The organism is Streptomyces sp. TE5632 (assembly GCF_054061295.1).
In genome coordinates, this window is record NZ_JBSSEA010000003.1 from 6,140,844 (window position 1) to 6,163,600 (window position 22,757).

At 70.3% G+C, this 22,757-nt stretch carries 18 protein-coding genes; 3 read left to right on the forward strand and 15 right to left on the reverse strand.

Features of this window, described 5'->3' with window-relative positions; genetic code table 11:
• Window positions 1-246 precede the first annotated feature (246 nt).
• The 8 genes from ACVW19_RS33295 to ACVW19_RS33330 form a co-directional block, all read right to left on the reverse strand.
• The gene (locus tag ACVW19_RS33295; RefSeq protein ID WP_457464246.1) at window positions 247-1,212 is read right to left on the reverse strand and encodes an endonuclease/exonuclease/phosphatase family protein; all 966 of its coding nucleotides are present in this window, start codon (window positions 1,210-1,212) and stop codon (window positions 247-249) included.
• A 216-nt stretch (window positions 1,213-1,428) separates the two neighbouring features.
• Window positions 1,429-2,220: an enoyl-CoA hydratase/isomerase family protein gene (locus ACVW19_RS33300; RefSeq protein ID WP_457464248.1), complete on the reverse strand. Its 792-nt coding sequence runs from the start codon at window positions 2,218-2,220 to the stop codon at window positions 1,429-1,431.
• Window positions 2,217-3,503, reverse strand: a complete 1,287-nt coding sequence (locus ACVW19_RS33305; protein WP_457464249.1) for a cytochrome P450 — start codon at window positions 3,501-3,503, stop codon at window positions 2,217-2,219. Before ACVW19_RS33305 ends, ACVW19_RS33300 begins: the two co-directional genes overlap by 4 nt.
• A gap of 102 nt (window positions 3,504-3,605) precedes the next feature.
• Window positions 3,606-4,916 (reverse strand): cytochrome P450, encoded by a 1,311-nt coding sequence (locus ACVW19_RS33310; protein ID WP_457464251.1) that lies wholly within the window; start codon window positions 4,914-4,916, stop codon window positions 3,606-3,608.
• A gap of 103 nt (window positions 4,917-5,019) precedes the next feature.
• Entirely contained in the window at window positions 5,020-5,622 is a 603-nt protein-coding gene (locus ACVW19_RS33315; RefSeq protein WP_109378558.1) for a GTP-binding protein, read from the reverse strand.
• On the reverse strand, window positions 5,597-5,971 hold the full coding sequence (locus ACVW19_RS33320) for a DUF742 domain-containing protein (protein ID WP_109378557.1): 375 nt from the start codon (window positions 5,969-5,971) through the stop codon (window positions 5,597-5,599). Before ACVW19_RS33320 ends, ACVW19_RS33315 begins: the two co-directional genes overlap by 26 nt.
• Window positions 5,968-6,369, reverse strand: a complete 402-nt coding sequence (locus ACVW19_RS33325) for a roadblock/LC7 domain-containing protein (protein ID WP_457464254.1) — start codon at window positions 6,367-6,369, stop codon at window positions 5,968-5,970. The genes ACVW19_RS33320 and ACVW19_RS33325 overlap by 4 nt, the downstream gene beginning before the upstream one ends.
• Window positions 6,366-7,571 carry an ATP-binding protein gene (locus ACVW19_RS33330; protein ID WP_457464256.1) on the reverse strand — a complete coding sequence of 402 codons (1,206 nt, stop codon included), beginning with the start codon at window positions 7,569-7,571 and terminating at the stop codon, window positions 6,366-6,368. Before ACVW19_RS33330 ends, ACVW19_RS33325 begins: the two co-directional genes overlap by 4 nt.
• A gap of 378 nt (window positions 7,572-7,949) precedes the next feature.
• Here ACVW19_RS33330 and ACVW19_RS33335 point away from each other — a divergent pair, with 378 nt between their 5' ends.
• Entirely contained in the window at window positions 7,950-8,693 is a 744-nt protein-coding gene (locus ACVW19_RS33335; RefSeq protein ID WP_457464257.1) for a class I SAM-dependent DNA methyltransferase, read from the forward strand.
• Between the two features lie 58 nt (window positions 8,694-8,751).
• Here ACVW19_RS33335 and ACVW19_RS33340 read toward each other — a convergent pair whose 3' ends face one another.
• From ACVW19_RS33340 to ACVW19_RS33350, 3 genes are all read right to left on the reverse strand, one after another.
• Window positions 8,752-9,327, reverse strand: coding sequence for a TerD family protein (locus tag ACVW19_RS33340; RefSeq protein ID WP_457464258.1), 576 nt, complete (start codon window positions 9,325-9,327; stop codon window positions 8,752-8,754).
• Between the two features lie 41 nt (window positions 9,328-9,368).
• Window positions 9,369-9,635 carry a GlsB/YeaQ/YmgE family stress response membrane protein gene (locus tag ACVW19_RS33345; protein WP_457464260.1) on the reverse strand — a complete coding sequence of 89 codons (267 nt, stop codon included), beginning with the start codon at window positions 9,633-9,635 and terminating at the stop codon, window positions 9,369-9,371.
• Window positions 9,636-9,728: 93 nt separating this feature from the next.
• On the reverse strand, window positions 9,729-10,736 hold the full coding sequence (locus ACVW19_RS33350) for a sporulation protein (protein WP_457464262.1): 1,008 nt from the start codon (window positions 10,734-10,736) through the stop codon (window positions 9,729-9,731).
• A 359-nt stretch (window positions 10,737-11,095) separates the two neighbouring features.
• Here ACVW19_RS33350 and ACVW19_RS33355 point away from each other — a divergent pair, with 359 nt between their 5' ends.
• Window positions 11,096-12,247: an acyltransferase family protein gene (locus ACVW19_RS33355; RefSeq protein ID WP_457464263.1), complete on the forward strand. Its 1,152-nt coding sequence runs from the start codon at window positions 11,096-11,098 to the stop codon at window positions 12,245-12,247.
• A 96-nt stretch (window positions 12,248-12,343) separates the two neighbouring features.
• On the opposite strand, the gene ACVW19_RS33360 is transcribed toward ACVW19_RS33355, so the two are convergent.
• From ACVW19_RS33360 to ACVW19_RS33370, 3 genes are all read right to left on the reverse strand, one after another.
• Window positions 12,344-15,112, reverse strand: a complete 2,769-nt coding sequence (locus tag ACVW19_RS33360) for a cation-translocating P-type ATPase (RefSeq protein WP_457464265.1) — start codon at window positions 15,110-15,112, stop codon at window positions 12,344-12,346.
• A gap of 130 nt (window positions 15,113-15,242) precedes the next feature.
• A complete protein-coding gene (locus tag ACVW19_RS33365) occupies window positions 15,243-16,040 on the reverse strand; it encodes a VOC family protein (RefSeq protein ID WP_457464267.1) in 798 nt (265 codons plus the stop codon).
• 140 nt (window positions 16,041-16,180) lie between these two features.
• Window positions 16,181-19,198 carry a family 16 glycoside hydrolase gene (locus ACVW19_RS33370; protein WP_457464268.1) on the reverse strand — a complete coding sequence of 1,006 codons (3,018 nt, stop codon included), beginning with the start codon at window positions 19,196-19,198 and terminating at the stop codon, window positions 16,181-16,183.
• 441 nt (window positions 19,199-19,639) lie between these two features.
• Here ACVW19_RS33370 and ACVW19_RS33375 point away from each other — a divergent pair, with 441 nt between their 5' ends.
• Window positions 19,640-21,568, forward strand: a complete 1,929-nt coding sequence (locus tag ACVW19_RS33375; protein WP_457464270.1) for a lectin — start codon at window positions 19,640-19,642, stop codon at window positions 21,566-21,568.
• A gap of 94 nt (window positions 21,569-21,662) precedes the next feature.
• Here ACVW19_RS33375 and ACVW19_RS33380 read toward each other — a convergent pair whose 3' ends face one another.
• On the reverse strand, window positions 21,663-22,676 hold the full coding sequence (locus tag ACVW19_RS33380) for a LacI family DNA-binding transcriptional regulator (RefSeq protein WP_457464272.1): 1,014 nt from the start codon (window positions 22,674-22,676) through the stop codon (window positions 21,663-21,665).
• Window positions 22,677-22,757 lie beyond the last annotated feature (81 nt).

Consider the following 22,757-nt stretch of genomic DNA (forward strand, 5'->3'; position numbering starts at 1 on the left):
GCGGTGGGGCGGAGGCAGCCCCGCCTCACCGCCGGCTGCTTCGCCGGCGCGCCGTTCTCGTGTGGGCTCACCGCTTCCAGCAGGCGGAAGGCGCGCTGCACGGAGGAGATGAGCGCGGGGCCCGTGCCCATGGCACCGGCGTGCGCCCGACACGTATGCCGGGCAAGGCGGAACAGGGCACCGCGTGGGGCCCCGGGGGCCCGCGACGTGACACACCCCCGGTACCGGGCGGTCCGGCCGGTGGCCTCAGTCGAGGGTGATGCGCGCGGCGACCGGCAGATGGTCGCTGCCGGTGGCGGGCAGGGTGCGGATGTGGCGGACGGTGGCCGAGCGGGCCATGACCTGGTCGATCCGGGCCAGGGGCAGCGCGGCGGGGAAGCTCAGGGCGAAGCCGCGTTCCGCCACGTTCATCCGTGAGGTCAGGGGGGTCAGGCCACGGTCGTCGACGGTGCTGTTGAGGTCGCCGAGAAGGATCACCGTTTCCAGTTCCTCGGCGGCGACCGCCCTGCCCAGCAGACGGGCGCTCTCGTCCCGGTGGGCGGAGGCGAGGCCGCTCGCCCCGACCCGGATCGAGGGCAGGTGGGCGACGTACGCCGCGACGTCCCCGTGCGGTGTGCGGGCCACGGCCCTCAGCCCGCGGCTCCAGGGCTCGGTGATCCCCGGGGGTTTGATGTCCAGCAGCCGGGCACCGGTGAGCGGATGCCTCGACCAGAGGCCGACGGTGCCCCGCACCGCGTGGTACGGGTAGCGCCGGGCGAGCGCCCTCTCGTAGAGCGGCAGTGCCGTCGGCACCAGCTCCTCCAGCGCGATGAGGTCGGGCCCGGCGTCGGCCAGGGCGCGGGCCGTGGCCGCCGGGTCGGCGTTCTCGTCGCTGACGTTGTGCTGCACCACCACCAGTTCCCGCGGACCGACGGGCGGTTCGGGCAGGAGCAGCCCGCCGAAGAGATACGTCCAGGCCGCCACCGGCAGCAGCAGGGCCACCAGCGCGACGGCCGAACGCCGCAGCAGCGCCAGGACGAACAGCACCAGGACCACCAGGCCCAGCCAGGGCAGGAACGACTCCAGCAGGCTGCCCACCCGGCCGACGGCGTTCGGCACGGCACGGTGGGACACCAGCAGCCCCGCCGACAGCACCGCGGCCACCGCGACCACCCGCCCGCGCGTCGCCGTCCCCGCCACCGGCAGCGCACCGCTGCCCACCCGTTCCCCCACGGCTCCCCGGCTCCCCGTCCGCACGATCGACCTTGTTCCTCCCAGGACGCGCGACCGCGTGACGCGGTTGCCGGCGGGCCGGCAACCCTCGACCACCCGGTGGAGAGCGAGGCCGTCGCGGTGCTCGACCGAAACGGCCCGGCCCCGGCGAAACGCACAACAAGGCCCCCGGAAGTCGGCGTGTTCCAGGGGCCGGTGACGCTGTGAAGGGCGCGATCAGCGGGGCGTACGCATATGGTGCACTTCGCTGGCGACCGCCGCCATCAGTTCGGGATCCAGGACCGACGCGTCGGCGAGGCGGGTCGAGGCGGTCAGGGAGTTCAGCAGCGTCTTGGTGACCCGCACGGCGGGCAACGAGCGCCGCAGGAGCGGTCTGGCCCACTCGTCGACCGCGGCGTCGAGCGCCTCCTCGGGCACTACCCGCTGCAGGATCGACAGACCGAGGGCCTCGTGGGCGGGGAGGGGGCGTCCGGTGAGGATGAGTTCACGCACGGACGCGGCTCCGACCTCGCTGACCAGCCGCGGCAGCAGGCCACCCCAGGCCGTGGGCAGACCGAGGGCGAGTTCGGGCAGCCGGAAGCTCGCGGTGTCGGCACCCACCCGCAGATCGCAGGCGAGGGCGAGGGCGAAGCCGGCCCCGATGGCCCTGCCCTGGACGCGGGCGATGGTGACGGCGGAGTGGGAGGTCAGCGCGTCGCACACCCGCCGGGCCTTGACGCCGGAGACACGGATGCCGTTGCCGGTGGCGTCGTGCGCGAGGTGCCCGGCGAACTCCTCGCGGTCCCCGCCGAGGCAGAAGTCCTGCCCGGCGCCGGTCATCACCAGGACGCGCACCGAGGGGTCCTGGTCGTCCAGCACGGTGAGCAGGTCGTCCAGCATGGCCTCGCTCACGACGTTGCCCTGCTCGGGAACGTTCAACTCGATGGTGAGGACAGGACCCTGCCGGTGGGTGCGCAGGGTCTTCAGTATCCGGTCGTCGGGGTCGCCGGACAGAAGCGGGGCGTTCATATCGTCACTTTCAGGGAGGTGATGCGGCGGAAAACGATACGGGTGGTGTCGTACGTGGGAGGCGCGGTGGGCCGCAATGTGGGGAAACGTTCCAGTAGTTGGACGAGGAGTTCACGCGCCTCGAGTCGTCCGAGGCCCGCTCCGAGGCAGTAGTGCGCGCCGCCGCCGAAGGTGAGGTGCCCGCCGTTGCGCAGGATGTCGAAGGAACCGGGGTCCGGATTGCGGCGCGGGTCGTGGGCGGCGGATCCGTACAGGACGTGGACGGTGGTGTCCTTCGCGATCGGCACGCCCGCGAGGACGGTGTCGTCGGCGGCGATACGGGAGTTGACGACCACGGGAGGGTCGTAGCGCAGCGTCTCCTCGATCGCGTCGTCGATGTGGTCGGGGTTGCGCCGCAGCCAGTCGGCGCGCGACGGGTCCTGGGTCAGGAACCAGACGGCGTTGGTCAGCAGGACGGCGCTGGTCTCCAGGGAGGCGATGGTGATGAACATCGTCAGGTCGTAGAGCACCTGGTCCGCCGCGGCCCGGTCGTCCGGGTACTGGGCGTCCCAGTAGTGGATCCAGCCGGTGAGGGCGTCGTTGCCCGGGTGTGCGCGCCGGTGCCGGATGAGCTCGGTGAAGTAGGCCCGCATCTCCAGGGTGGCCTGGGCCGATATCGCGAGTTCGCTCTTGCTGGGCAGCAACTCCTGTGCGTAGACCTGCCGGTGGGTGAAGTCCAGGATGTGCGCGTGGTCGGCCGGGTCGAGGCCGAGCCACTGACCGACGGTGCGGACGGGCAACTGCTCACCGACGACGGTGTTGAAGTCCGCCTCGCCGTCGGCGCTGAGCCGGTCGTCGAGGTCGTCGAGGAGACCGGAGACGAGAGCGGCGATCCGGGGGCGCGCGTGCTCGATCGAGGAGCGGTCGAAGGGGTTGCCCAGGGCCCGCCGCTGGCAGGTGTGGGTGGGGGCGTTGAGGCGGATCAGGGTTCTGGTCATCTCACGGGTGGCGGGGTCTTCCCAGCGTTGCCGGTCCGACTGGCGTTCCTGCCAGGCGAAGTCCGGGACGAGCCAGTTCCTGCCGCGCAGGACCTGGCTGCACGCCTCGAATCCGGTGACGAAGTAGCCGCCCCAGGGGGCGCGTACGACGTCTCCCATGGAACGCATTTCCTCCCAGACGGGAAGCGGGTTGGTCTGTCCTTCACTCGAACGCAGTCGACGGAGGAGGGAGATGACGGTCCGGCGGTCCGTGTTACTGGTGCCGGGGATGGTGATGGTGTCACGTATTTCGCCAACGGCGGTCACGCGAAGCTCCTTTGGCTGGGCGCTGCCGGTACCGCCGGAATCTACCCTTCCACCCTCCTCCGTCATGCGCCACAGAGTGTTGCTCCTGTCACATGCCGTGCATCAGACGCGGAAGACATCGAGGAAGCTGCTCCAGAAGCCCTTCCTCCGGCCCGACCGGCCCGACTCCCGCCGCGCCGGGGCGGCCTGGGTCACGGGCAGCGGCTGTTCCGCACCGGCCGACGCGGCCCGGTGCTGCAGAGCCGCCGCCATCCGCGTGGCCGGCGACGGACTGAACGTCGCCGGCAGCGTCACCAGCGCGCGGTGGAACGGCCCCGGCCGCCACTGCAGTTCCTCCTGCGGTACGGCCAGCGTCAGGTCGGGCAGCGCGTTGAGCAGTCGTTCGATCGCGGTGATCGCGATGACCTGCGCCGGGTCCTTGGCGGGGCAGGCGTGCGGGCCGGCCCCCCACGCCAGGTGGGCGCCCCTGCTGCGGATGCGGCGGGCCTCGGCGAGCGCGGGATCGCTGTTGGCGCCCGCGAAGGAGATGACGACCGGGGTGCCCGCCTCCACCACATGGCCGCCGAGGTCGACGTCCTGGACCGGGTAGTGGGTCGCGTAGTTGGCGATGGGGGTCTGGTTCCACAGCACGTGATCGAGTGCCTCCTCGATCAGCATGCCGCTCTGCCGGCCGCCCGCGCCGGACAGCAACAGCACCAGGGCGTTGCCGATGAGGTTGCGTTCGGGTTCCACCCCCGCGCCCATCAGCATCACCAGCTGGTCCTTGAGCTCCTCGTCGGTCAGCCCGGCCGGGTGCTGGATCAGCCAGGAGGTGACGTCGTCGCCGGGCTGGCGCCGCTTGAGGGCGATCAGCTCCATGAGGCAGGCGGTGAGGTCCTCGTTGGCGCGCAGGGCGTCCTTGCCGTCGAAGATCGCCGACATCGAGGTGGTGAGGGTGTCACCGATGTCCGCGGGGCAGCCGAAGAGCTTGTTGAACAGCAGCAGCGGCAGCAGCTTGGCGTAGTCGTTGAGCAGGTCGGCGCGGCCCCGCTCGCTGAACTGGTCGAGGAGGTAGTCGGCGATCGGCTCGACGTCGCGGCGGACCCGGGTGATGTTGAGCTGGGCCAGGCTGTCGGTGACCGCCTTGCGCAGCCGCAGGTGCACCGCACCGTCGGTGAACAGGCAGTTGGGCCGGTACGCCATCATCGGCAGCACCGGGGTGTCCATCCCGATGCGCCCCTCGTTCAGGGCCTTCCAACGACGGGCGTCGCGGGCGAAGAGCTCGGTGTTCTGCAGGACGCGCAGCGCCATCTCGTGCCCGACGACCAGCGTGGCGTCCACGCCCGGGGCGAGCTCGACCGGACCGGCCGGGGCGTGGGCGCGCAGCTGGTCGTAGAGCGCCTGCGGATCGGCGGCGAACGAGGCGTCGTGCATGGGGCATCTGCTGCCCGTGGGCGCAGATGTCGGCTGAAGATCCATGAAGTCTTCCTTGGTGATCCGGGAACCGCTGTTCCCGGGTGGAGTGGGCGCGTGACGGTCAGGCGGCGCGCTCGAGCAGATGCCGGACCAGCGCGATCAGTGCCTTCGCGGAGGATCGCTGGTCACGGGCGTCGCAGTAGACGACGGGAGTGTCCGGCAGCAGGTCGAGCGCCTCACGCACCTCTGCTTCGCTGTACGTGGCGGACGGGTCGAAGGTGTTGACGGCGATGGCGTACTCCAGGCCGTACCCCTCGACGAGGTCGATGACGGGGAAGGTCTCCTCCAGCCGCGCGGGGTCGACCAGGAGCAGGGCTCCCAGCGCACCGCGCGCCATGTCCTCCCACAGCTGCATGAAGCGCTGCTGTCCCGGCGTGCCGAACAGGTACAGCACGAGGTCTTCGCTCAGCGTGAGACGACCGAAGTCCAGGGCGACCGTGGTGGTGGTCTTGTCCGTCACGCCCCGCAGGTCGTCGACGTGGACGGAGGCCTGGGTCATCTTCTCCTCGGTGCGCAGCGGAGTGATCTCCGACAGCGAACCGATGAGAGTCGTCTTGCCCACGGCGAAATGCCCGACGACCAGGATCTTCGCGGCATTGGTCACCGCGTTGGAGACGTAGATGGAGCCCTGGGCCGTCTCAGCTGATGAGGGATTGGAGTCCATGCAGAACCTTCTCGAGGGTCGCTCTGTCAACGTTCTGGGCCCGCGGCGGTTCGGCGCGGTGCAGCAGGTGCCCCTGCTCGAACAGGTCGGTCAGCAGCAGGCGGGCCACCCCGACCGGCAGGCCGAGGTGGCCCGCCACCTCGGCCACCGACAGGTAGCCCCCCGCGCACAGGTCCCAGATCGCCGTCACTTCGGGCCCGGCCCCGAGCGGGAGGGTCCGCTCGGGAGCCAGCGTGACGAGGGTGTGCAATGCAAGATCGTCCGAAGACGGCAGGCTCCGGCCACCCGTGATGACGTAGGAGCGGACGAAGTCGCTGGATACGGACCCTTCTTCGCCGGGAGCCGTCATGAGCCGACACCGTGGTTCGTGCGTGGTGCCACGCTCATCGCCTTGTTCAGCGCCGTCACCGTCTTCTGCATGCGGAACGACACGGCTTCCATGTCGACGTCCGGAGCCGCCGAGACGGCCAGGTAGGCGCCCTGACCGGCGGCGCTCAGGAAGATCCAGCCGCCGTCGTACTCCAGCAGCGTCTGCTTCCAGACGCCGTTCCCCGCCCCGACGAAACCGGCTACCGCCCGGCTGAGGGACTGCATGGAACTCATGGCGGCGGCGTTCGTCTCCGCGTCGTCGCGCGAGATGTCGTCCGAACGCTGAAGCAGCAGGCCGTCACCCGAGACGAGTACGGCGTGACGGGCACCACGCACCTCGAGCACGTCGTTCAGCACCCACGACAGGTCGGTGTTCACCGCTGATCAGGTCCTTCCATGGTGTTCGTGATCCGACCGAGCTGCGTGCCACGGGCGAACGCCCCGAGGCGTGACGCGGTCACCTCGCTGGCCGGTTCGGATGTCTGCTCGTCGACACCGGCCGTGTCGTCCGGCGCGGGCACCACCGAGATGGGGCCCTGCCGCCGGCGTCGCTTGGGAAGCCCGCCGTTCGTCCTGCCCACCACATGGGAGGGGCCCACCGGGACGGGAGCCAGCCGCTGCGGGGCGGCCTCCTGGCTCACGGCCTCCTGGACGGGCTCGGCGGGTGCGGGCGCGTCGGCGGCCAGGAGACTTTCCGGTACACGGATCACTGCACGCACTCCGCCGTAGGGGGACACCGAGCCGACGGAGACGGAGAAGCCGTACCGCGTGGCGAGCATGCCGCACACCGCGAACCCGAACCGGGGCGGGTCGCCCAGACCGGTGATGTCGACCTCGCTGTCGGCCGACAGCAGAGCCGCGGCCCGGTCCTTGGTCTCCTGGTCCATGCCCAGGCCGGCATCGTCGACGATGAAGCACACCCCCGTCGGGACGGCCTGGATGTTGACCTCGACCGGCGTGCCCGGAGCGCTGTAGGTGGTCGCGTTGTCCAGCAGCTCGGCCAGCACGACGGCCACCGGCTCCACGGCCTTGGCGGAGACGGAGACGCTGACCTGCGCGTGGATGCCGACCCGGTTGAAGTCCTTGATCCGACCCTGGGCGCTGCGCGCCACGTCGTACACGGTCGCCGCGCCGTCACGCCGGCCCAGCCAGCCACCGCACAGGACCGAGATGCCCTTGGCCCGGCGGCTGAACTGGCTGCCGGTGTGGTCCACCGACATCAGGTCGGCGAGGACCTCGGTGTCGTTGCCGTACTTCTTCAGCAGGCCGTCCAGCAGCAGCTGCTGCTCCTCGGCGAGGGACTGCAGCGTTCCCATCGCCGACTTCAGTACGGCTTTGGTCGACGACTCGGCATCCGCGCGGACGTCGGCGAGGTCGCCCTGGTGCCGGGCGTTGAGGGTGGCGATGTACCCCTGCTGCTGGGCGAGCTGGCCCTGGGCCTGACCCAGGTCCGATTCCAGGTCCTTCCTCGTTCTGCGGAGCGCCAGGTTGGTTCTCCGTGCCCTCATCACTGCGAACACCGCAGCGATGAGCACTACCAGCAAGATCCACAACAGTGGATCCCTGATCAATGACGTCATGAGACTCTCTTCAAGTCGCATCGTGCCGGGAGCGCGGAGGGTCCACCGATCCGACTCGAGGAATCCGGCCGTCGAACGGCTCGAGCCCACGGACGGACCACACCTCACACCTTGGCGACGGGGCCTTAGAGACTGTCCCCCGTACGCGTTCATGACGCGCCGTCAGTCTACTGAAAGTTCGATGATCTTATCAGGTGCATATGCACAAAACGCTTGCCTCGTTCCTTGCCTGACGACCCTCACCAGACCCTCACACGCCCGCCTTTTGCAGGCCACTGAAGCGGTCGGCGGCGGCGCGGGACGGACCGGGCCCAGGGGTGGAACCGGCCTCCGAGAATCGGGTGGACAATACACGGGCCGTCGGCACATGTTGGGGGAATGCAGCAGGAGGAGATCTGGGACGCCGACACCGCACAGCGCTACGACACGCCGGGCACCGGCATGTTCGCGCCCGAGACCCTGGAGCCGGCCGTCGACCGGCTCGTCGGCCTCGCCGGGGAGGGGGCCGCGCTCGAGTTCGCCGTCGGGACCGGCAGGGTGGCGGTTCCCCTCGTCGAGCGGGGGGTGCCGGTCACCGGAATCGAGCTGTCCGTCCCGATGGTGGAGAGGCTGCGGACCAAGGCGGACGAGGCGACGATCCCGGTGGTCATCGGTGACATGGCGACCGCCGTCGCGCCGGGCGAGTACAGCCTCGTCTACCTCGTCTACAACACCCTCTCCAACCTGCTCACCCAGACCGAGCAGGTCGAGTGCTTCCGCAACGCCGCCCGCCACCTCGTCCCCGGGGGCCGGTTCGTGATCGAGCTCTGGGTGCCGGAGCTGCGCAAGCTCCCACCGGGCCAGGAGGCCACGGTCTGGCAGTCCGAGCCCGGATACATCGGCCTGGACACGTACGACGTCCTGCGTCAGCAGGTGGTGTCGCACCACTTCCGGTTCGACGGGACCAGGCAGGCGCGGCTGTCCCGCAGCCCCCACCGCTACGTCTGGCCGGCCGAACTCGACCTGATGGCCCAGCTGGCCGGCTTCGAACTGGAGGCCAGACACGCGGACTGGGCCGGGGCCCCCTTCACCGCCGAGTCGCGCTCCCACGTCTCGGTCTACCGCATCCCGCCCACCCGGTAGAAACGAGCACGCCGGGTCGGCCCGTACGGGCCGACCCGGCGGGTGGTCCGGCTCGGTGTCAGACGTTGACGCCGAAGTCGGCGGCGATTCCGGAGAGTCCTGAGGCGTACCCCTGGCCGACGGCGCGGAACTTCCACTCGGCACCGTGGCGGTAGAGCTCGCCGAAGACCATGGCCGTCTCGGTGGAGGCGTCCTCCGAGAGGTCGTAGCGGGCGATCTCCTGGTTGTTGGCCTGGTTGACGACGCGGATGAAGGCGTTGCGGACCTGGCCGAAGCTCTGTCCGCGGTTCTCGGCGTCGTGGATCGACACCGGGAACACGATCTTGTCGATCTCGGCGGGCACGCCGACGAGGTTCACCTTGACGCTCTCGTCGTCGCCCTCGCCCTCACCGGTGAGGTTGTCGCCGGTGTGCTCCACCGAACCGTCCGGGCTCTTCAGGTTGTTGTAGAAGACGAAGTGCTGGTCGGACGGGACCTTGCCGGAGGCGTCGAGCAGCAGTGCGGAGGCGTCGAGGTCGTAGTCGGTGCCGGTGGTCGTGCGGACGTCCCAACCGAGGCCGACCACGACCGCGGTCAGCCCCGGGGCCTCCTTGCTGAGAGAGACGTTGCCGCCCTTGGACAGGGAAACACCCACTGCGTACTCCTTCTTGGTTGTCCTTGCTCGTTCTCGGTGGTTCAGTCGCGCGAGTTGCCGAAGAGGAGGCGGTAGCCGATGAGGAGGACGAGCGCGCCGACGATGGCCGAGCCCCAGGTGGCGGCGTCGAAGAACTCCCGCTGTACCGGGCGGCCCAGGAACTGCGACGACAGCCAGCCACCGAGGAAAGCCCCCGCGATGCCGATGACCGTCGTGCCGATGAGCCCGCCCGGATCGCGTCCGGGCAGGACGGCCTTGGCCACCGCTCCTGCGAGCAGCCCCAGTACCAGCCAAGCGATGACGCCCATGTCCACCCACTCCTCGTCTCTTCACGTCCGTGCGTCGGCAGCCTATCTTCTACAATTATGTAGAAGGCGAGGGGTGGGGGCGCCTCGCGGTGATCAGTCCTCCCCCTCGGCCCCCTCGGCCCCCTCGGCCTCGTCTTCCTCGAAGAAGTCCCCGACCTCGTCGACGACCTCGGCCGCGACCATGCCGCCGACGACACCGACGGCGAGCCCGGCCGCGCCCGCCGCGACGACGGTTCCCATGCCGGGGCCGGAGCGGTGGACGTCGTGGTGGTGCTCGTCGTGGACGTGGTGGCCGCCGTGCCCGTGACCGGCGTACGCGCCGTACGAGGCCCGGTGCTCCACGAGCCGGCGCATCCAGTCGTCGACGACGGCGTTCCAGTCCTGGTGCTCGACGCCGTCGTGGGAGACGGTGAACCGGTTGACCGCGTCGTGGCCGGAGGAGAAGAGCCCGCCCCGCTTGTCCGCCTCCAGTACGACCTCCATACCGCCGGGACCGGCGAGGAACGTCACCTCGATCTCGTTGACCTGGTGGGCGTACTGCGGCGCCGGGGTCAGCTCGATCTCCTGGTAGAAGGGCAGCCGCTGGCCGGTGCCGCCGATGCGGCCGTACTCGAGGTCGGCGGACCTGAAGCCGAAGCCCAGCCCGCCGAACGCCTCGAGGATCGCCTCCTGTACGGGCAGGGGGCCGACGTTCAGCCGGTCCAGGTCACCCTTGTCCCTGGCGCCCGCCACGGCGAGCTCGGTGCGCACGCCCAGGAGGATGCCGAGGCCCTGGCCGTGCAGCTCGGTGACGGGCGTCTCCCAGGGCAGCATCACGGAGAACGGCACGCTGTGCGCCGCGCCCGCGGCGAGCCGGAAGCCGCCGCCCACGGTGAATCGCTCGAAGGCGACGACGCCTTCGCTCTCGCCCTCCCCGTGCTCGGCCTCGACCCGGGCCACCAGCTCCAGCGTGATGTGCTCGATGTCGAAGTCGGCGTCTCCACCCTTGAGGTGGACCTGCCCGGTCAGCGCGGCCCCGGGCCGGGGCGCACCGGGGTCGAGGACCGTGTCGACCGTGGGGCCACCCACTCCGAGCGAACCGAGCAGTCGTTTGAACACCATCGCGGCGTTCACTCCTTCGCGTGCGATTGTTCCGTAGGCGCGACGCCGCACGCCCCCGCGGGCATCCGGCAAGGGCCTTCTACAAGCACGTAGAAGCATAGAGGCGGTGGCGATCGAGGAAGGGTCCGCTGCGTGCTCACACGGCGTGAATGGCCGAAAGTGGACACCCGTGGCGTGGGCGGATTCCGCGGGTCCGGGAGCGGCTGGACGTACGCGCTCGCAACGGTGACACGACCACGGGCCCGGGTTTACCCCGGCGCCTGCCCCGGTTACGGTTTCCCGAGTCGTTGTTCTCGTGTCGCATACGCAACTCTCGTAAGAGGTGTTCTGCTCTGTCTGGGTTCCCGAAGGAAGGAATCGTGAAAGAAACGCTGCCCTCGCGCAGCCCCGGGGAGACGGACGGGCCACCGACGACGCCCGGCGGGACGGCACCGGCCACGGGGGAGACCCGCGCCGCCCCCGCGCCGGCCGACGCGCGCACCCGGTCGGCGAAACCGCGGGACGCGCTCTTCGACAACGCCAAATACCTGGCCATCGTGCTGGTCGCGGTCGGCCACGCGTGGGAACCGCTGCGCAGTGAGAGCCGCACCGTCACCGCCTTCTACACGCTGGTCTACGCCTTCCACATGCCGGCGTTCATCGTCATCTCCGGCTACTTCTCGCGCGGCTTCGACTGGAGCGCGGGACGGATCAAGCGTCTGGTCACCGGGGTCGCCGTGCCCTACGTCGTCTTCGAGGTGGCGTACACCTTCTTCACCCGGTGGAGTGACGGCAAGCCGGACCGTTCGATCAGCCTGCTGGATCCCCTGTACCTGACCTGGTTCCTGGCCGCGCTGTTCATCTGGCGGCTGACCACCCCGATCTGGCGGTCCGTGCGGTGGCCGCTGCCCCTCGCCCTCACCATCGCGGCACTGACCACCCTCGCCCCGTCCGTCGGCAAGGACCTCGACCTCCACCGCACCCTGCAGTTCCTGCCCTACTTCGTACTCGGCCTGTCCCTCAAGCCGGAGCACTTCGAAAGGGTGCGGCGCCGTCAGGTGCGCGTCCTGGCCGTACCGGTCTTCCTCGGCGCGCTGGTCATGGCGTACTGGGCCGTGACGCGGATGAACTACGCCTGGTTCTTCCACAACTCCAGTGCCGAGGACCTCGCGGCGCCCGCCTGGTACGGGCCCGTCATGACGCTGGCGATCTTCGGCTGCTCGACGGTCCTGGTCGCCTGCTTCCTCGCCCTCGTTCCGCGACGCCGGACGTGGTACACCGCGCTCGGCGCCGGCACGCTGTACGGCTACCTGCTGCACGGCTTCGTCATCCAGGCCGCCAACCACTGGCACTGGTCCCGCAACGACTGGTTCCACCACCCGCTCGGCGGAATCACCGTCACCGTCGTCGCCGCCGTGGTCGTGACCGTCTTGTGCACGGCACCGGTGCGGCGGGCCTTCCGGGCCGTGTTCGAGCCGAGAATGGACTGGGCCTTCCGGCAGCGGGAACCGGCACCACCGAAGTCCGGATGAAGCCCGAGGGGCGCACGAGCTCAACAGCTCGTGCGCCCCTCGTGTCCGTGCGTCCCGCGGGCCCCGCACCACGAGGTCGTACCGCTCTCCGTGCCGTCAGGCCGCCTGACGGGAGGCCGACCGCCTGGCGGCGGCGCGAGCACGGCGGGCCCGGGTGCGCAGTACGGCCTTGAGCACTTCACCGGTCCAGAGGATGGCGGAGCCGACGGCCGCACAGGCCAGCCACTGGCCGGGGGTGAGATCGGTCGTGGTGAAGAAGCCGTGCAGGGCGTCCGTCTCGACGATGAGCACGAGCAGGACGACCACGGCGACGGTGGCGACGAACGCGGAGGTGTTCTGCAGCGTTTCACGGCTGAACACGCTGCGGGTGTCGTGCCGGACGTTGAGCAGGTTGAAGACCTGGAAGAACACGAAGGTGGCGAAGGCCATCGTGCCGGCCACGGTCTCCTTCCCCAGCTCCGCCTCGGGTCCGGGGGCCCAGATCAGCACCGCGAGGGTGCCGACCGCCATCACCGCGCTCGCCAGGAGGATCCGGGCGAGGCGTTGCCGGCTGAGGATGCGTTCGCCGGCGCGCCGGGGCGGCCGGCTCATCGCGTCCGGGTCGACCGGGTCGACGCCCAGGGACATGGCCGGCGGACCGTCCATGACCAGGTTCACGAACAGGATCTGCAGGGCGGTGAACGGCGCCCCGCCGGCCAGACCGGTCAGCGAGGCGACCAGGAACGTGGCGACGAAGCCCAGGGCGGTGGAGACCTGGAACCGGGTGAACTTCACGATGTTGTCGTAGATGCCGCGGCCTTCGCGGACGGCGGACACGATGGTGGCGAAGTTGTCGTCGGTCAGCACCATCGTGCCGGCCTCCTTGGTGACCTCCGTCCCGGTGATGCCCATCGCCACCCCGATGTCGGCCTTGCGCAGCGCGGGCGCGTCGTTGACACCGTCACCGGTCATCGCGACCACATCACCGCGGTCCTGCAACGCCCGGACGATACGGATCTTGTGCTCGGGGGACACCCGGGCGACGACGCCCACCTCGTCCAGCCGTTCGGCCAACACGGCGTCGTCATCGACGCGGTCCAGCTCGGCACCCGTCACCGCTTCTCCGGGGATGCCGAGCTCGCGGGCGATGGCACCGGCGGTCACCGCGTGGTCGCCGGTGATCATCCGGACCCGGATTCCGGCCTCCCTGCACTCGGTGATGGCCGCGCGCACCTCGGGACGCGGGGGGTCGACGATGCCCACCAGCGCCGTCAGCACGATCCGGTCGAGGAGGTCCTTGGGGTCCTCGGGGGCCCGGAACCCATCGGCCGGGAAGTCCTCCATCCCCAGCGCCAGCACCCGCATGCCCTGCTCGGCCAGGGAGGCGTTGCCCTCGTCGAACCGCCTCCGTGCCGCCTCGTCGAACGGCAGGAACCCCTCGTTGCCGAGGTAGCGGTCCGCACGGTCCGCGAGGACGTCGGGGGCGCCCTTGACGCAGCATCGGATCACCGCACGCCCGGAGTCGTCCGTCCAGTCGTGGAAGGTCGCCATGAACTTGTAGTCGGAGTCGAAGGGGATCTCCAGCCGCCGCGGCCGCTCCTGACGCAGGCCGGTCACGTCGATGCCGCCCTTCTCGGCCAGCACGACCAGGGCACCCTCGGTCGGGTCGCCCACGACCTGACCGTCGCGGATCGCGGCGTCGGTGCACAGGGCCATCGCGGTCAGCGCGTGGTCCAGGGTCGCCGGCAAGGGCTGCCCGTCGGTGGTGCGGATCCGCCCCTCGGTGGAGTACCCCTCGCCGGAGAGGGTGAACCGACGGCCGGCCGACAGCACTTCCCGCGCCGTCATCTGGTTCAGCGTCAGCGTGCCGGTCTTGTCCGTGCAGATCTGGGTGGTGCTGCCAAGGGTTTCCACCGACGCCAGCTTCTTGACGATCGCCCCCTTCTTGGCCATCCGGCCGGTGCCCATCGCGAGGGTGAACGCGACCACCGCGGGCAGCCCTTCGGGGATGGCGGCGACCGCGAGTGACACGGCGCTGACGAACAGGTCGCCGAAGTCCTGCCCGCGCACCAGGCCGAGGACGAAGACGATGACGATGACCAGCCCGGCGACCAGTGCGAGGGTGCGGCTGAGCGTGTCGATCTGGCGCTGCAGCGGCGTCGGCCCCGGCTCGGCCTGGTGCAGCATGTGGGCGATACGGCCGGTCTCGGTGCTCATGCCGGTGGCGGTGACCGTGACCTCGCCGCGGCCGCGGGTGACGGCGGTGTTCATGAACACCGCCGTCACCCGGTCGGCCAACGGGGCGTCCGGCGCGACCTCGGCGTCCGCGTCCTTCGCCACGGCCAGGGCCTCACCGGTCAGGACGGACTCCTGCACCTCCAGGGACGCCGACGTCAGCAGCCTGCCGTCGGCCGGCACCCGGTCGCCCGGCGCCAGGGTGATCACGTCCCCGGGAACCAGTTCACTGGCGGCCAGTTGCACCAGCCGCCCGTCGCGGCGGACGGTGGCATGCGTCACCGTCATCTCCCGAAGGGCGTCCAGAGCCGCCTCGGCCCGGGACTCCTGCACGAACCCGATCGTCGCGTTCAGCAGGACCACCACCGCGATCGCGATCGGTGTCTCCCACTCCCGGGACACCACCAGGCTGACCACGGCGGCCACCAGCAGAATGATGATCAGCAGATCCTGGAACTGGCGCAGGAAGGCCCGCCAACGGGGCTCCCGGGGAGCCTCGTCCAACTGGTTCGGCCCATGCTCCGTGAGCCGCCGCGCCGCCTCGTCGGACGACAACCCCGCACCCGGTTCCACATCGAGCCGATCGGTGACATCGGAGGTGGGCAAGGCGTGCCAGGAGGGCGGTGTGGCGGGAGCGTTGGAAGGCGACATCGCTCCATTCTGCACGCGGTGGTACCGCCGGGCATGCGTGGGACGCCAGGGGCTCGGCCCTGGCGCTGCCTGCCCGATGCCGACCCCGGGCCATTCCTGCGGCGCCCCTTGTCGGCCCCGTGACCGGGATTCAGCTCTCCGACGGGGTGAGCACCACGAAGTCCGCGTTCCAGGGGTCGAGGCAGACGGCGAGCCGGCCGACGCCTTCCGCGTCCTCCGGGCCCATCTGCACACTGCCGCCGTTGCCCGTGACCGCCGCGACCGCGGCGTCGCAGTCGGCGACGGCGAAGACCGGATGCCAGTAAGGGTGTCCGCCGGTCAGGGCGAGGTGCTCCTTGCCCAGCTCCATCACGCCGCCGTGCATACGCTCCTCGGGAAGCCCGGCGGGGGTGATGAGGGAGTACGTGCCCCCGCCGCCCGGCAGCTCCATGTCGCTGAACCGCCAGTCGAAGACACCGCCGTAGAACTCCTTGGCGGCCGCCGCGTCGCTGGTGTACAGCTCGGTCCAGGACAGCGAGCCCGGCTGGTCCACCAGCTCGACACCCTTGCTCGTGCCCGGCTGCCAGACCGCGAACTGGCCTCCCAGCGGATCGCTGTACTGGGCCATCCGGCCCCACTCGTCGAGGTCCGTCGGAGCCACCCGCACCGTACCGCCGCCGCGCTGCACGGCCCGGGTCGCGGCGTCCGCGTCGTCGACGCGGTAGTAGAGCATCCAGGCGGGCCGCGCACCCTCCTCGGTGAGCTTCCCAAGCCCGGCGACGATCTTGCCGTCCTTCCGGAACATCCCGCCTTCCATCTCCTCGCCCTCACCCATGGACTCGTAGTCCCAGCCGAGCACCGCGCCGTAGAAGGCCGCGGCGGCCCGGACATCGGGAGTGCCGAGGTCCAGCCAGCACGGGGAACCAGGGGCGAAATCATTGGTGATCACGACGAATTCCTTTCGCTGTTCCGCGTGACTCCAGGTGATCTCAGCGTGACACGCGCCACTGACAACCGCCCCTCGGTCCCGGCCGCACCACCCGGCCCGCCGGCCGACGCCCTCGGCGTCGGCCGGCTCCGGGCCGGGCGTCAGTCCAGCGGTGCCAACGGTGTGATCCGGATGTCACGGAACCGGACCTTGTTCCCGTGGTCCTGCAGCCGGAGGGCTCCCGCAGCGGGCGTCTCGGCCCTGCCCGACGCCGTGGGCCCGTCCAGGGCGACGTCGTCGTGGACCTTCTGCCCGTTCCACACCACCGTGACCCGGGCATCGGCGATCTTGCGGCCGTTCTCGTCGAAGCGGGCCGCGCGGAAGACGATGTCGTAGGTCTGCCACGTCTCGGGAGCCGTGGCCGCGTTCTTGTCGGGCGCCCGTTTCAGATAGAGCGCCCCGGCCTCGTCGGTGCCGAGTGTGGTGTCGCCGTAGGAGTCCAGGATCTGGAGCTCGTAGCGGTCCTGGAGGAAGATGCCGCTGTTGCCGCGGTCCTGCCCGGTGACATCGGGCGGAAGCAGCGGGACGCGGAACTCCACGTGCAGCGCGAAGTCCTGGTACGCGTCCTTGGTGCGGAGGTCACCGCAGCACACCTCCATCGACTTCTCGTCGGCGAGCGGCCATCGGGAGGTCCTTCCGTCGGTGTGCTGCCACTGGGCCTGTGAGCCGGCCGTGCCGTCGAAGAGGGTGACCGGGGCTCCGTGCGGATGGACGCTGATCATGTCGAGGTTGACATGGCCGGTGTCGCCGGGGTCGTACCGGTAGGAGACCGTGTTGGGTCCGGCGCGCAGGCCCAGCTTCTCGGTCCGTGTCGACCACGAGTCCCAGTCACCGGTGGAGGCGAGCTTCGTCTGCCGCACCTTCTTCCCGTTGACGTACAGGGAAAGGGACTTGGTGCCCTCGAACGGGTTGGGCCCGTTGGAGTAGCGCAGCCCCACGGCGTAGGCGCCCGCCTTCGGGACCGTCACGTCGAAGGTGGTGCCGGCCCTGCCCTCCGTGGCGTAACGGTCGACGAAGCCGCTGCCGGAGTGGCCGACGTGGTCGGTGTCGACACCGGCCGTGCCCGTCAGGCGCGCCTCCTCGGCCTCGTACCGGGTGGCGGGCGGCGGCTGCTCGCCCGGCATCCGGTTGAGGGTGTACCAGGCCTCGGTGTTCCACAACTGCTCACCGGAGGCGGAGGAGAAGGGGCGCGGGGAGCGGACGTGCACCACGCGGCCCGGCTTCAGACCGTCCAGCCGGAGCATGACGGTGCGGCCGTCCTTCGAGAGCGTCGCCGAACGCACCGCGAGCCGCTCCTCGGCGATCTTCGGACCGCCGTAGTCCGCGGTCGGCGTGTAGCGCCACTGCTCGGCGCGGTAGTGCGCGGCGAGTTCCTCGGCGGTGGCGGCGGACACCGGCTGGGTGTACGTCAGGTCGAAGCCGCCGGGCACGGCCCGCATGGTGCGGATGTCGAAGGTGTTCTCGCCGTTCGGGGTCAGCTTCTGCAGGCCGAACTTGAGTTTGCCCTCCTGGCCCCAGTTGCCGCCGGCGCCCAGGCCGCCGGCGTAGATCGCGCCGTCGGGGCCCAGGGTGATGCGGTTGACGCCCGCTTCGAGCCCCTGGGTGTAGCGGAAGACGGCACCCTGGTACTGGCCCTTCACCTTCTCCAGGAAAGCGCGCTGCAGGCCGCCGTAGGTGACGTCGCCCAGCAGCATCTGCCCGGCGAACGTTCCCTTCTTCAAGTGCAGTGGAGTGGAGGGCGAGTTGGCGATCTCGTTCTGCGGCAGCCACAGCACCGGCTCGGTGACGGGGGAGTCCTCGAAGGGGCCGGAGGGCTCGGTGTAGTGGTTGAAGAAGCGGTCCTTCTTGATCTGGACGAGCTTCGACGAGGGAAGCCACCCGCCCTGGTTGTCGGTGGCGAAGATGCTGCCCTCGGGTCCCCAGCCGATGCCGTTGGGCGTCCGCAGCCCTCCCGCGACCGGACTGATCTTCCCCGTCCTCTCGCTGACCTTGTACGTGGCCCCCCGGCCCGGTGCCGGCTGCGGCACGGTGGTCGCGCCGCCGAGGTCGATGGCGACGGAGAGGTTCACGTAGAAGTAGCCGTCGCGGTAGAGCAGACCGAAGGCGAACTCGTGGAAGTTGCCTCCGTACGGCCAGGTGGCGACCGTGCGGTACTCGTCGGTGACCTCGTCGCCGTCCCGGTCGACGAGCCGCGTCAGCTCGTGCTTCTGCGAGACGTACAGCGCCCCGTCGACGTACTTGATGCCCATGGGCTCGCGCAGCCCGCTCGCCACCTTGGTGACGGTGACCTTGTCGCGGCTGGTGGCGCCGGTGACGTTGTCGAGCAGGTAGACCTCTCCGGCAACGTTGTCCGAACCGCCCCAGGTGCTGATCGCCAGCCGCCCGTCGGGCAGCCAGTCCATGCCGCTGACCTGCGGTTCGAAGCCGTCCGGGCGCAGGTCGGTGAGGGTCAGGTCGGGCCGTACGCCGGTGAGCGGCAGACCGTCGCCGGGGGAGTCTCCGCTCGCCTCGCATTCCTTGCGGCCCGGCGCGGTGACGCGGACGACGTCGGCGTCGGTGCTCAGCGCCTCGCGGGGCACGACCGTGAAGTCGCTCTCGCCCGGAGGTTTCCAGGCCAGGTGGAGCCGCTGCCCGCCGTCGCGCTCGAAGTGGTCGATGCGCAACGGGTGCGCACCGGCGGTGAGATGGACCGTGCCGTCCTTCGGTTCGGCGCCGTGGAGCCCGTCGTGGTCGATGACGAGGTCGCCGTCGACGGTCAGCCGTGAGCCGTCGTCACTGGTCAGACGGAACACGTACGAGCCGTCGCGCGGAACGTCGAGGTAGCCCGACGCCTCCGCGACGAAGTGGTCGGACAGGCCGCCGAAGTCGGCCTCGGTGGACCAGTCGACCGTCGGCATCAGCTTGTCGTGGTTGGGGGTCTGCCCCGGTTTCAGCGTGCACAGCTTGCTCAGGGGCGTCTGCACGTCGAACACGCGCAGAGTGACCCCGGGTTCCTGGGGCGGGATGTCCGCGGGAGCGGCGGCGGCCGGCGGGGCGGAACACAGACCCGCGGCCAGGGTCCCCGCGAACAGTAAGGGGATGAAGTGTTTTCGAGCGCGTGGGAACAGACGTGGGGGCATTGGTCCTCCAGGAGGTGGGGACCGGACCGTGCCGGATCTCGCTCCGGTCTGCTGCGGTGGCGCTGCACTCGCGCCGCCAAGCTAGAGGACTTCTGCTTGACATGTCCATACTTTGTCATCGGAGAGTTCAAAGTCCGGGGCCGGGCGGCCGGGGGAGGTGACGGGGCTCCTCTCGGCAGGCTCGACCCCGAAGGGCGGGCGTGGTGATGTCCGGCCATCCGGTGAGCGAGGTCGAAGTGTTGACGAGGACATGCCTTAAGAGTTCAATCATGATTTGAGATAAGTCGTTCGATTCATCGGCCCGACACCACCCGCAGTTCTCACCACGTGTCTCATGCCGTCCCCGCAGGCGGCTCCTGACGCTGTCGCCCCCCGGCAGTGCCGCCCCACCGGCGCTCAAGCCCCGAAGGTGAGGACACCCCCCACCGAGAGGTCGCACCCATGACTCCCCTGCGCAGACGCGTCCTGTTCCGCGGCACACCTCACGCCCGACGGCTCCCCGCGCTCCTGGCCGCCGCCCTCACCCTCGCCCTCGCCCTGACCCTCGCCCCCGGCACGACGCCGCAGGCGGTCGCCGCGGGTGAGCGGGTCGGGGTATGGCTCACCACGACGTCCGACGCGGGCGGCCGCAACGTCACTCGCGGCCTGGCCGAACAGGCGCCGGTGAACTTCGGCCCCGCCCAGGGCGGCGCCGACCAGACGATCACCGTCGACGAGGCGACGACCTACCAGCGGTTCGAGGGCGGCGGGGCCTCGATCACCGACACCACCGCCCATCTGCTGCGCGGCGGCGCCGTCAGCGCCTCGACCCGTGACGCCGTGATGCGCAGACTGTTCTCACCGACGGACGGCATCGGACTGTCCTTCGTCCGCAACCCGATCGGCGCCTCCGACCTCTCCCGGCCGGGCCACGTCTCCCTCGACGACACCTGCTGCGACCTGTCCGACTTCGGCACCAACGGCTACGACACCGACGTCCGGCTGCTCACCGCACAGGCCCGGCAGCTCAATCCGGAACTGAGGGTCAAGGGCGTCCCCTGGAGCGCTCCCGGCTGGATGAAGGACAACGGCCGCATGGACCAGATGGGCTGGCTCAAGTGGGAGTACTACCCGCTGTACGCCCAGTACCTGGTCAAGTACATCCAGAGCTACCGGGCCGCCGGCGTGGACGTCGACTACCTGTCCGTCCAGAACGAACCGAACTGCTGCCAGGCCGGCAACCCCACGGCCATGAACTACCCCGGAATGAGCTGGAACCCGTCCGGGCTGGTCGAGTTCACCAAGAACCACGTCTACCCGGCCTTCCGTGCCGCCGGAATCGACACCAAGGTCCTCGTCCACGACTGGAACTACGGCGACTACGCGAACTTCGGCGCTCCCGTCCTCGCGGACGCCGGGGTGCGCAACGACCCGCTCTTCGGCGGCATCGCCTGGCACGGCTACGCCGGTGACCCCGCGGTGGGCAGCCAGGTGCACGACCAGTACCCGAACGTGCGGCAGTTCAGCACCGAGCACTCCGGCGGCACCTGGATCGGCAACCAGCACAACGAGGACCTGGCCGACATCGTGGGCTACGCGCGCAACTGGAGCAGCAGCCTGGTCAAGTGGAGCCTGGCGCTCAATCAGGACAGGGGACCGCACAACGGCGGCTGCGGCACCTGCACCGGCCTGATCACCGTGCAGGAAGGCGGCCCGCGGGCAGGGCAGGTCGACTACACGATCGAGTACTACACCACCGGTCACCTGACCAAGTTCGTCAGGCCCGGTGCCCACCGGATCGCCTCCACCGCCAGTGGCACGGTGCCCAACGTGGCCTGGCGCAACCCCGACGGCTCCAAGGCCCTCATCGCCCACAACGGCGGCACCTCGGCCCGCTCGGTCCGCGTCGACTGGGGCGGCCAGTCCTACACCTACACCCTGCCCGCCCGTACCACGGCCACCTTCACCTGGTCCGGCACCCCGTCGGGCAACCCGGGCGGCAGCACCGGCACCCTCACCGGACTCGCGGGCAAGTGCCTAGACGTCGCGGGCGGGGCCACGGCCGACGGCACCGCGGTGCAGCTGTACACCTGCAACGGCACGGCGGCCCAGCGCTGGACCGTGAGCGCCGACGGCAGTGTGCGGGCGCTCGGCAAGTGCCTGGACGTGAGCGCTGCCTCCACGTCCGACGGCGCACGCGTACAGCTCTACACCTGCAACGGCAGCACGGCGCAGCGATGGTCGTACAGCGCCACGACCCACGACGTGGTCAACACCGGTGCGGACAAGTGCCTCGACATCACCGGCAACAACTCCGCGGACGGCACCCCCGCCCAGATCTGGACCTGCACCGGCGGCGCCAACCAGAAATGGACCCTGAACACCGCCTGACCTCACCCGCCGCACCCCCGGCCACCACTGCGACGTGCACTGCCCGGCACCGAACACCGCTGCCGGGCAGTGCGCGTGACGGGGAGCCACGCGCCTACGACGAATCGCGCACCACCAGTTCCGTCGGCAGCGTCAGCTGCTGCCGGGGCGCACCGTGCCGGGTGATGTCGGTGAGGATCCGGGCCATGGTGCGGCCCAGTTCCTCCACCGGCTGACGCACCGTCGTCAGGGGCGGGTCGGTGTGGCGGGCGAGGACGGAGTCCTCGAACCCGACGACGGCGACATCACCGGGTACGTGCCGTTCCTGCCGGCGCAGTTCCGCCAGGGCGCCGACCGCCATGAGGTCGGAGGCGGCGAAGACGGCGTCCAGGTCCGGGGCGCGTTCAAGAAGTGAACGCATGGCGCGGCGGCCGCTCTCCTCGGTGAAGTCGCCCGTCTCGACCAGGAGTTCCCTCACGGGCACCCCCGCCTCCTCGTGGGCCGCGCGCCAGCCGCTGAGCCGGCTGCGGCCGACGTCCATGTCCGGCGGCCCGGTGATCGTGGCGATCCTGGTCCTGCCGCCGCGCAGCAGGTGCCGGACCGCCTCGGTGGCGCCTCCGGCGTTGTCGGCGTTGACGTAGCTCAGCCGCTCACCCGCGTCGCGGCGGCCGGCCAGCACGGTGGGCAGCCCCATCTCCTCCAGCATGCTCGGCAGCCGGTCCTCGGAATGGACGGAGACCAGCAGAACGCCGTCCACGCGGCGTGCCGCCACCGACTCGGTCAGCTGGTCCCGTTCGGCCTGGTCGCGGACGAGCATGAGCTGCAGCTGGGTCCGGCTCTCGGCGAGGGCGCCGCTGACGCCCCGGATCAGCGCGGCGAAGAAGGGTTCCGATCCGAGCCGGCTCTCCGACTCGGGGATCACCAGAGCCACGGCGTCGGTGCGGTTGGTCACCAGGTTGCGGGCGACCGAGTTCGGAACGTAGTTGAGCTCCTTGATCGCGGCCAGGACCCTGGAACGGGCATCGGCACTGACCAGATCCGAGCCGTTGACGACGCGGGACACCGTGGTGCGGCCCACGCCGGCACGGGCGGCGACGGTTTTGATCGTGGGACGGCGGTTCCCGGCCATGTACTACCCCCTCGGCAGTCGCGGCCGTGCCGGCCGCGGAGGTGACCAGCGGCAATTCTTGCAGACGGCGGCTCGGGCGGG

What these genes read in the sequence shown, in the direction of transcription:
- ACVW19_RS33345 (WP_457464260.1), bottom strand. Translation starts at nt 9,635, where the DNA reads ATGGGCGTCATCGCTTGGCTGGTACTGGGGCTGCTCGCAGGAGCGGTG.
- ACVW19_RS33335 (WP_457464257.1), top strand. Translation starts at nt 7,950, where the DNA reads ATGCAGCAGGAGGAGATCTGGGACGCCGACACCGCACAGCGCTACGAC.
- ACVW19_RS33330 (WP_457464256.1), bottom strand. Translation starts at nt 7,571, where the DNA reads ATGACGTCATTGATCAGGGATCCACTGTTGTGGATCTTGCTGGTAGTG.
- ACVW19_RS33380 (WP_457464272.1), bottom strand. Translation starts at nt 22,676, where the DNA reads ATGGCCGGGAACCGCCGTCCCACGATCAAAACCGTCGCCGCCCGTGCC.
- ACVW19_RS33370 (WP_457464268.1), bottom strand. Translation starts at nt 19,198, where the DNA reads ATGCCCCCACGTCTGTTCCCACGCGCTCGAAAACACTTCATCCCCTTA.
- ACVW19_RS33350 (WP_457464262.1), bottom strand. Translation starts at nt 10,736, where the DNA reads ATGGTGTTCAAACGACTGCTCGGTTCGCTCGGAGTGGGTGGCCCCACG.
- ACVW19_RS33320 (WP_109378557.1), bottom strand. Translation starts at nt 5,971, where the DNA reads ATGACGGCTCCCGGCGAAGAAGGGTCCGTATCCAGCGACTTCGTCCGC.
- ACVW19_RS33300 (WP_457464248.1), bottom strand. Translation starts at nt 2,220, where the DNA reads ATGAACGCCCCGCTTCTGTCCGGCGACCCCGACGACCGGATACTGAAG.
- ACVW19_RS33375 (WP_457464270.1), top strand. Translation starts at nt 19,640, where the DNA reads ATGACTCCCCTGCGCAGACGCGTCCTGTTCCGCGGCACACCTCACGCC.
- ACVW19_RS33360 (WP_457464265.1), bottom strand. Translation starts at nt 15,112, where the DNA reads ATGTCGCCTTCCAACGCTCCCGCCACACCGCCCTCCTGGCACGCCTTG.
- ACVW19_RS33315 (WP_109378558.1), bottom strand. Translation starts at nt 5,622, where the DNA reads ATGGACTCCAATCCCTCATCAGCTGAGACGGCCCAGGGCTCCATCTAC.
- ACVW19_RS33310 (WP_457464251.1), bottom strand. Translation starts at nt 4,916, where the DNA reads ATGCACGACGCCTCGTTCGCCGCCGATCCGCAGGCGCTCTACGACCAG.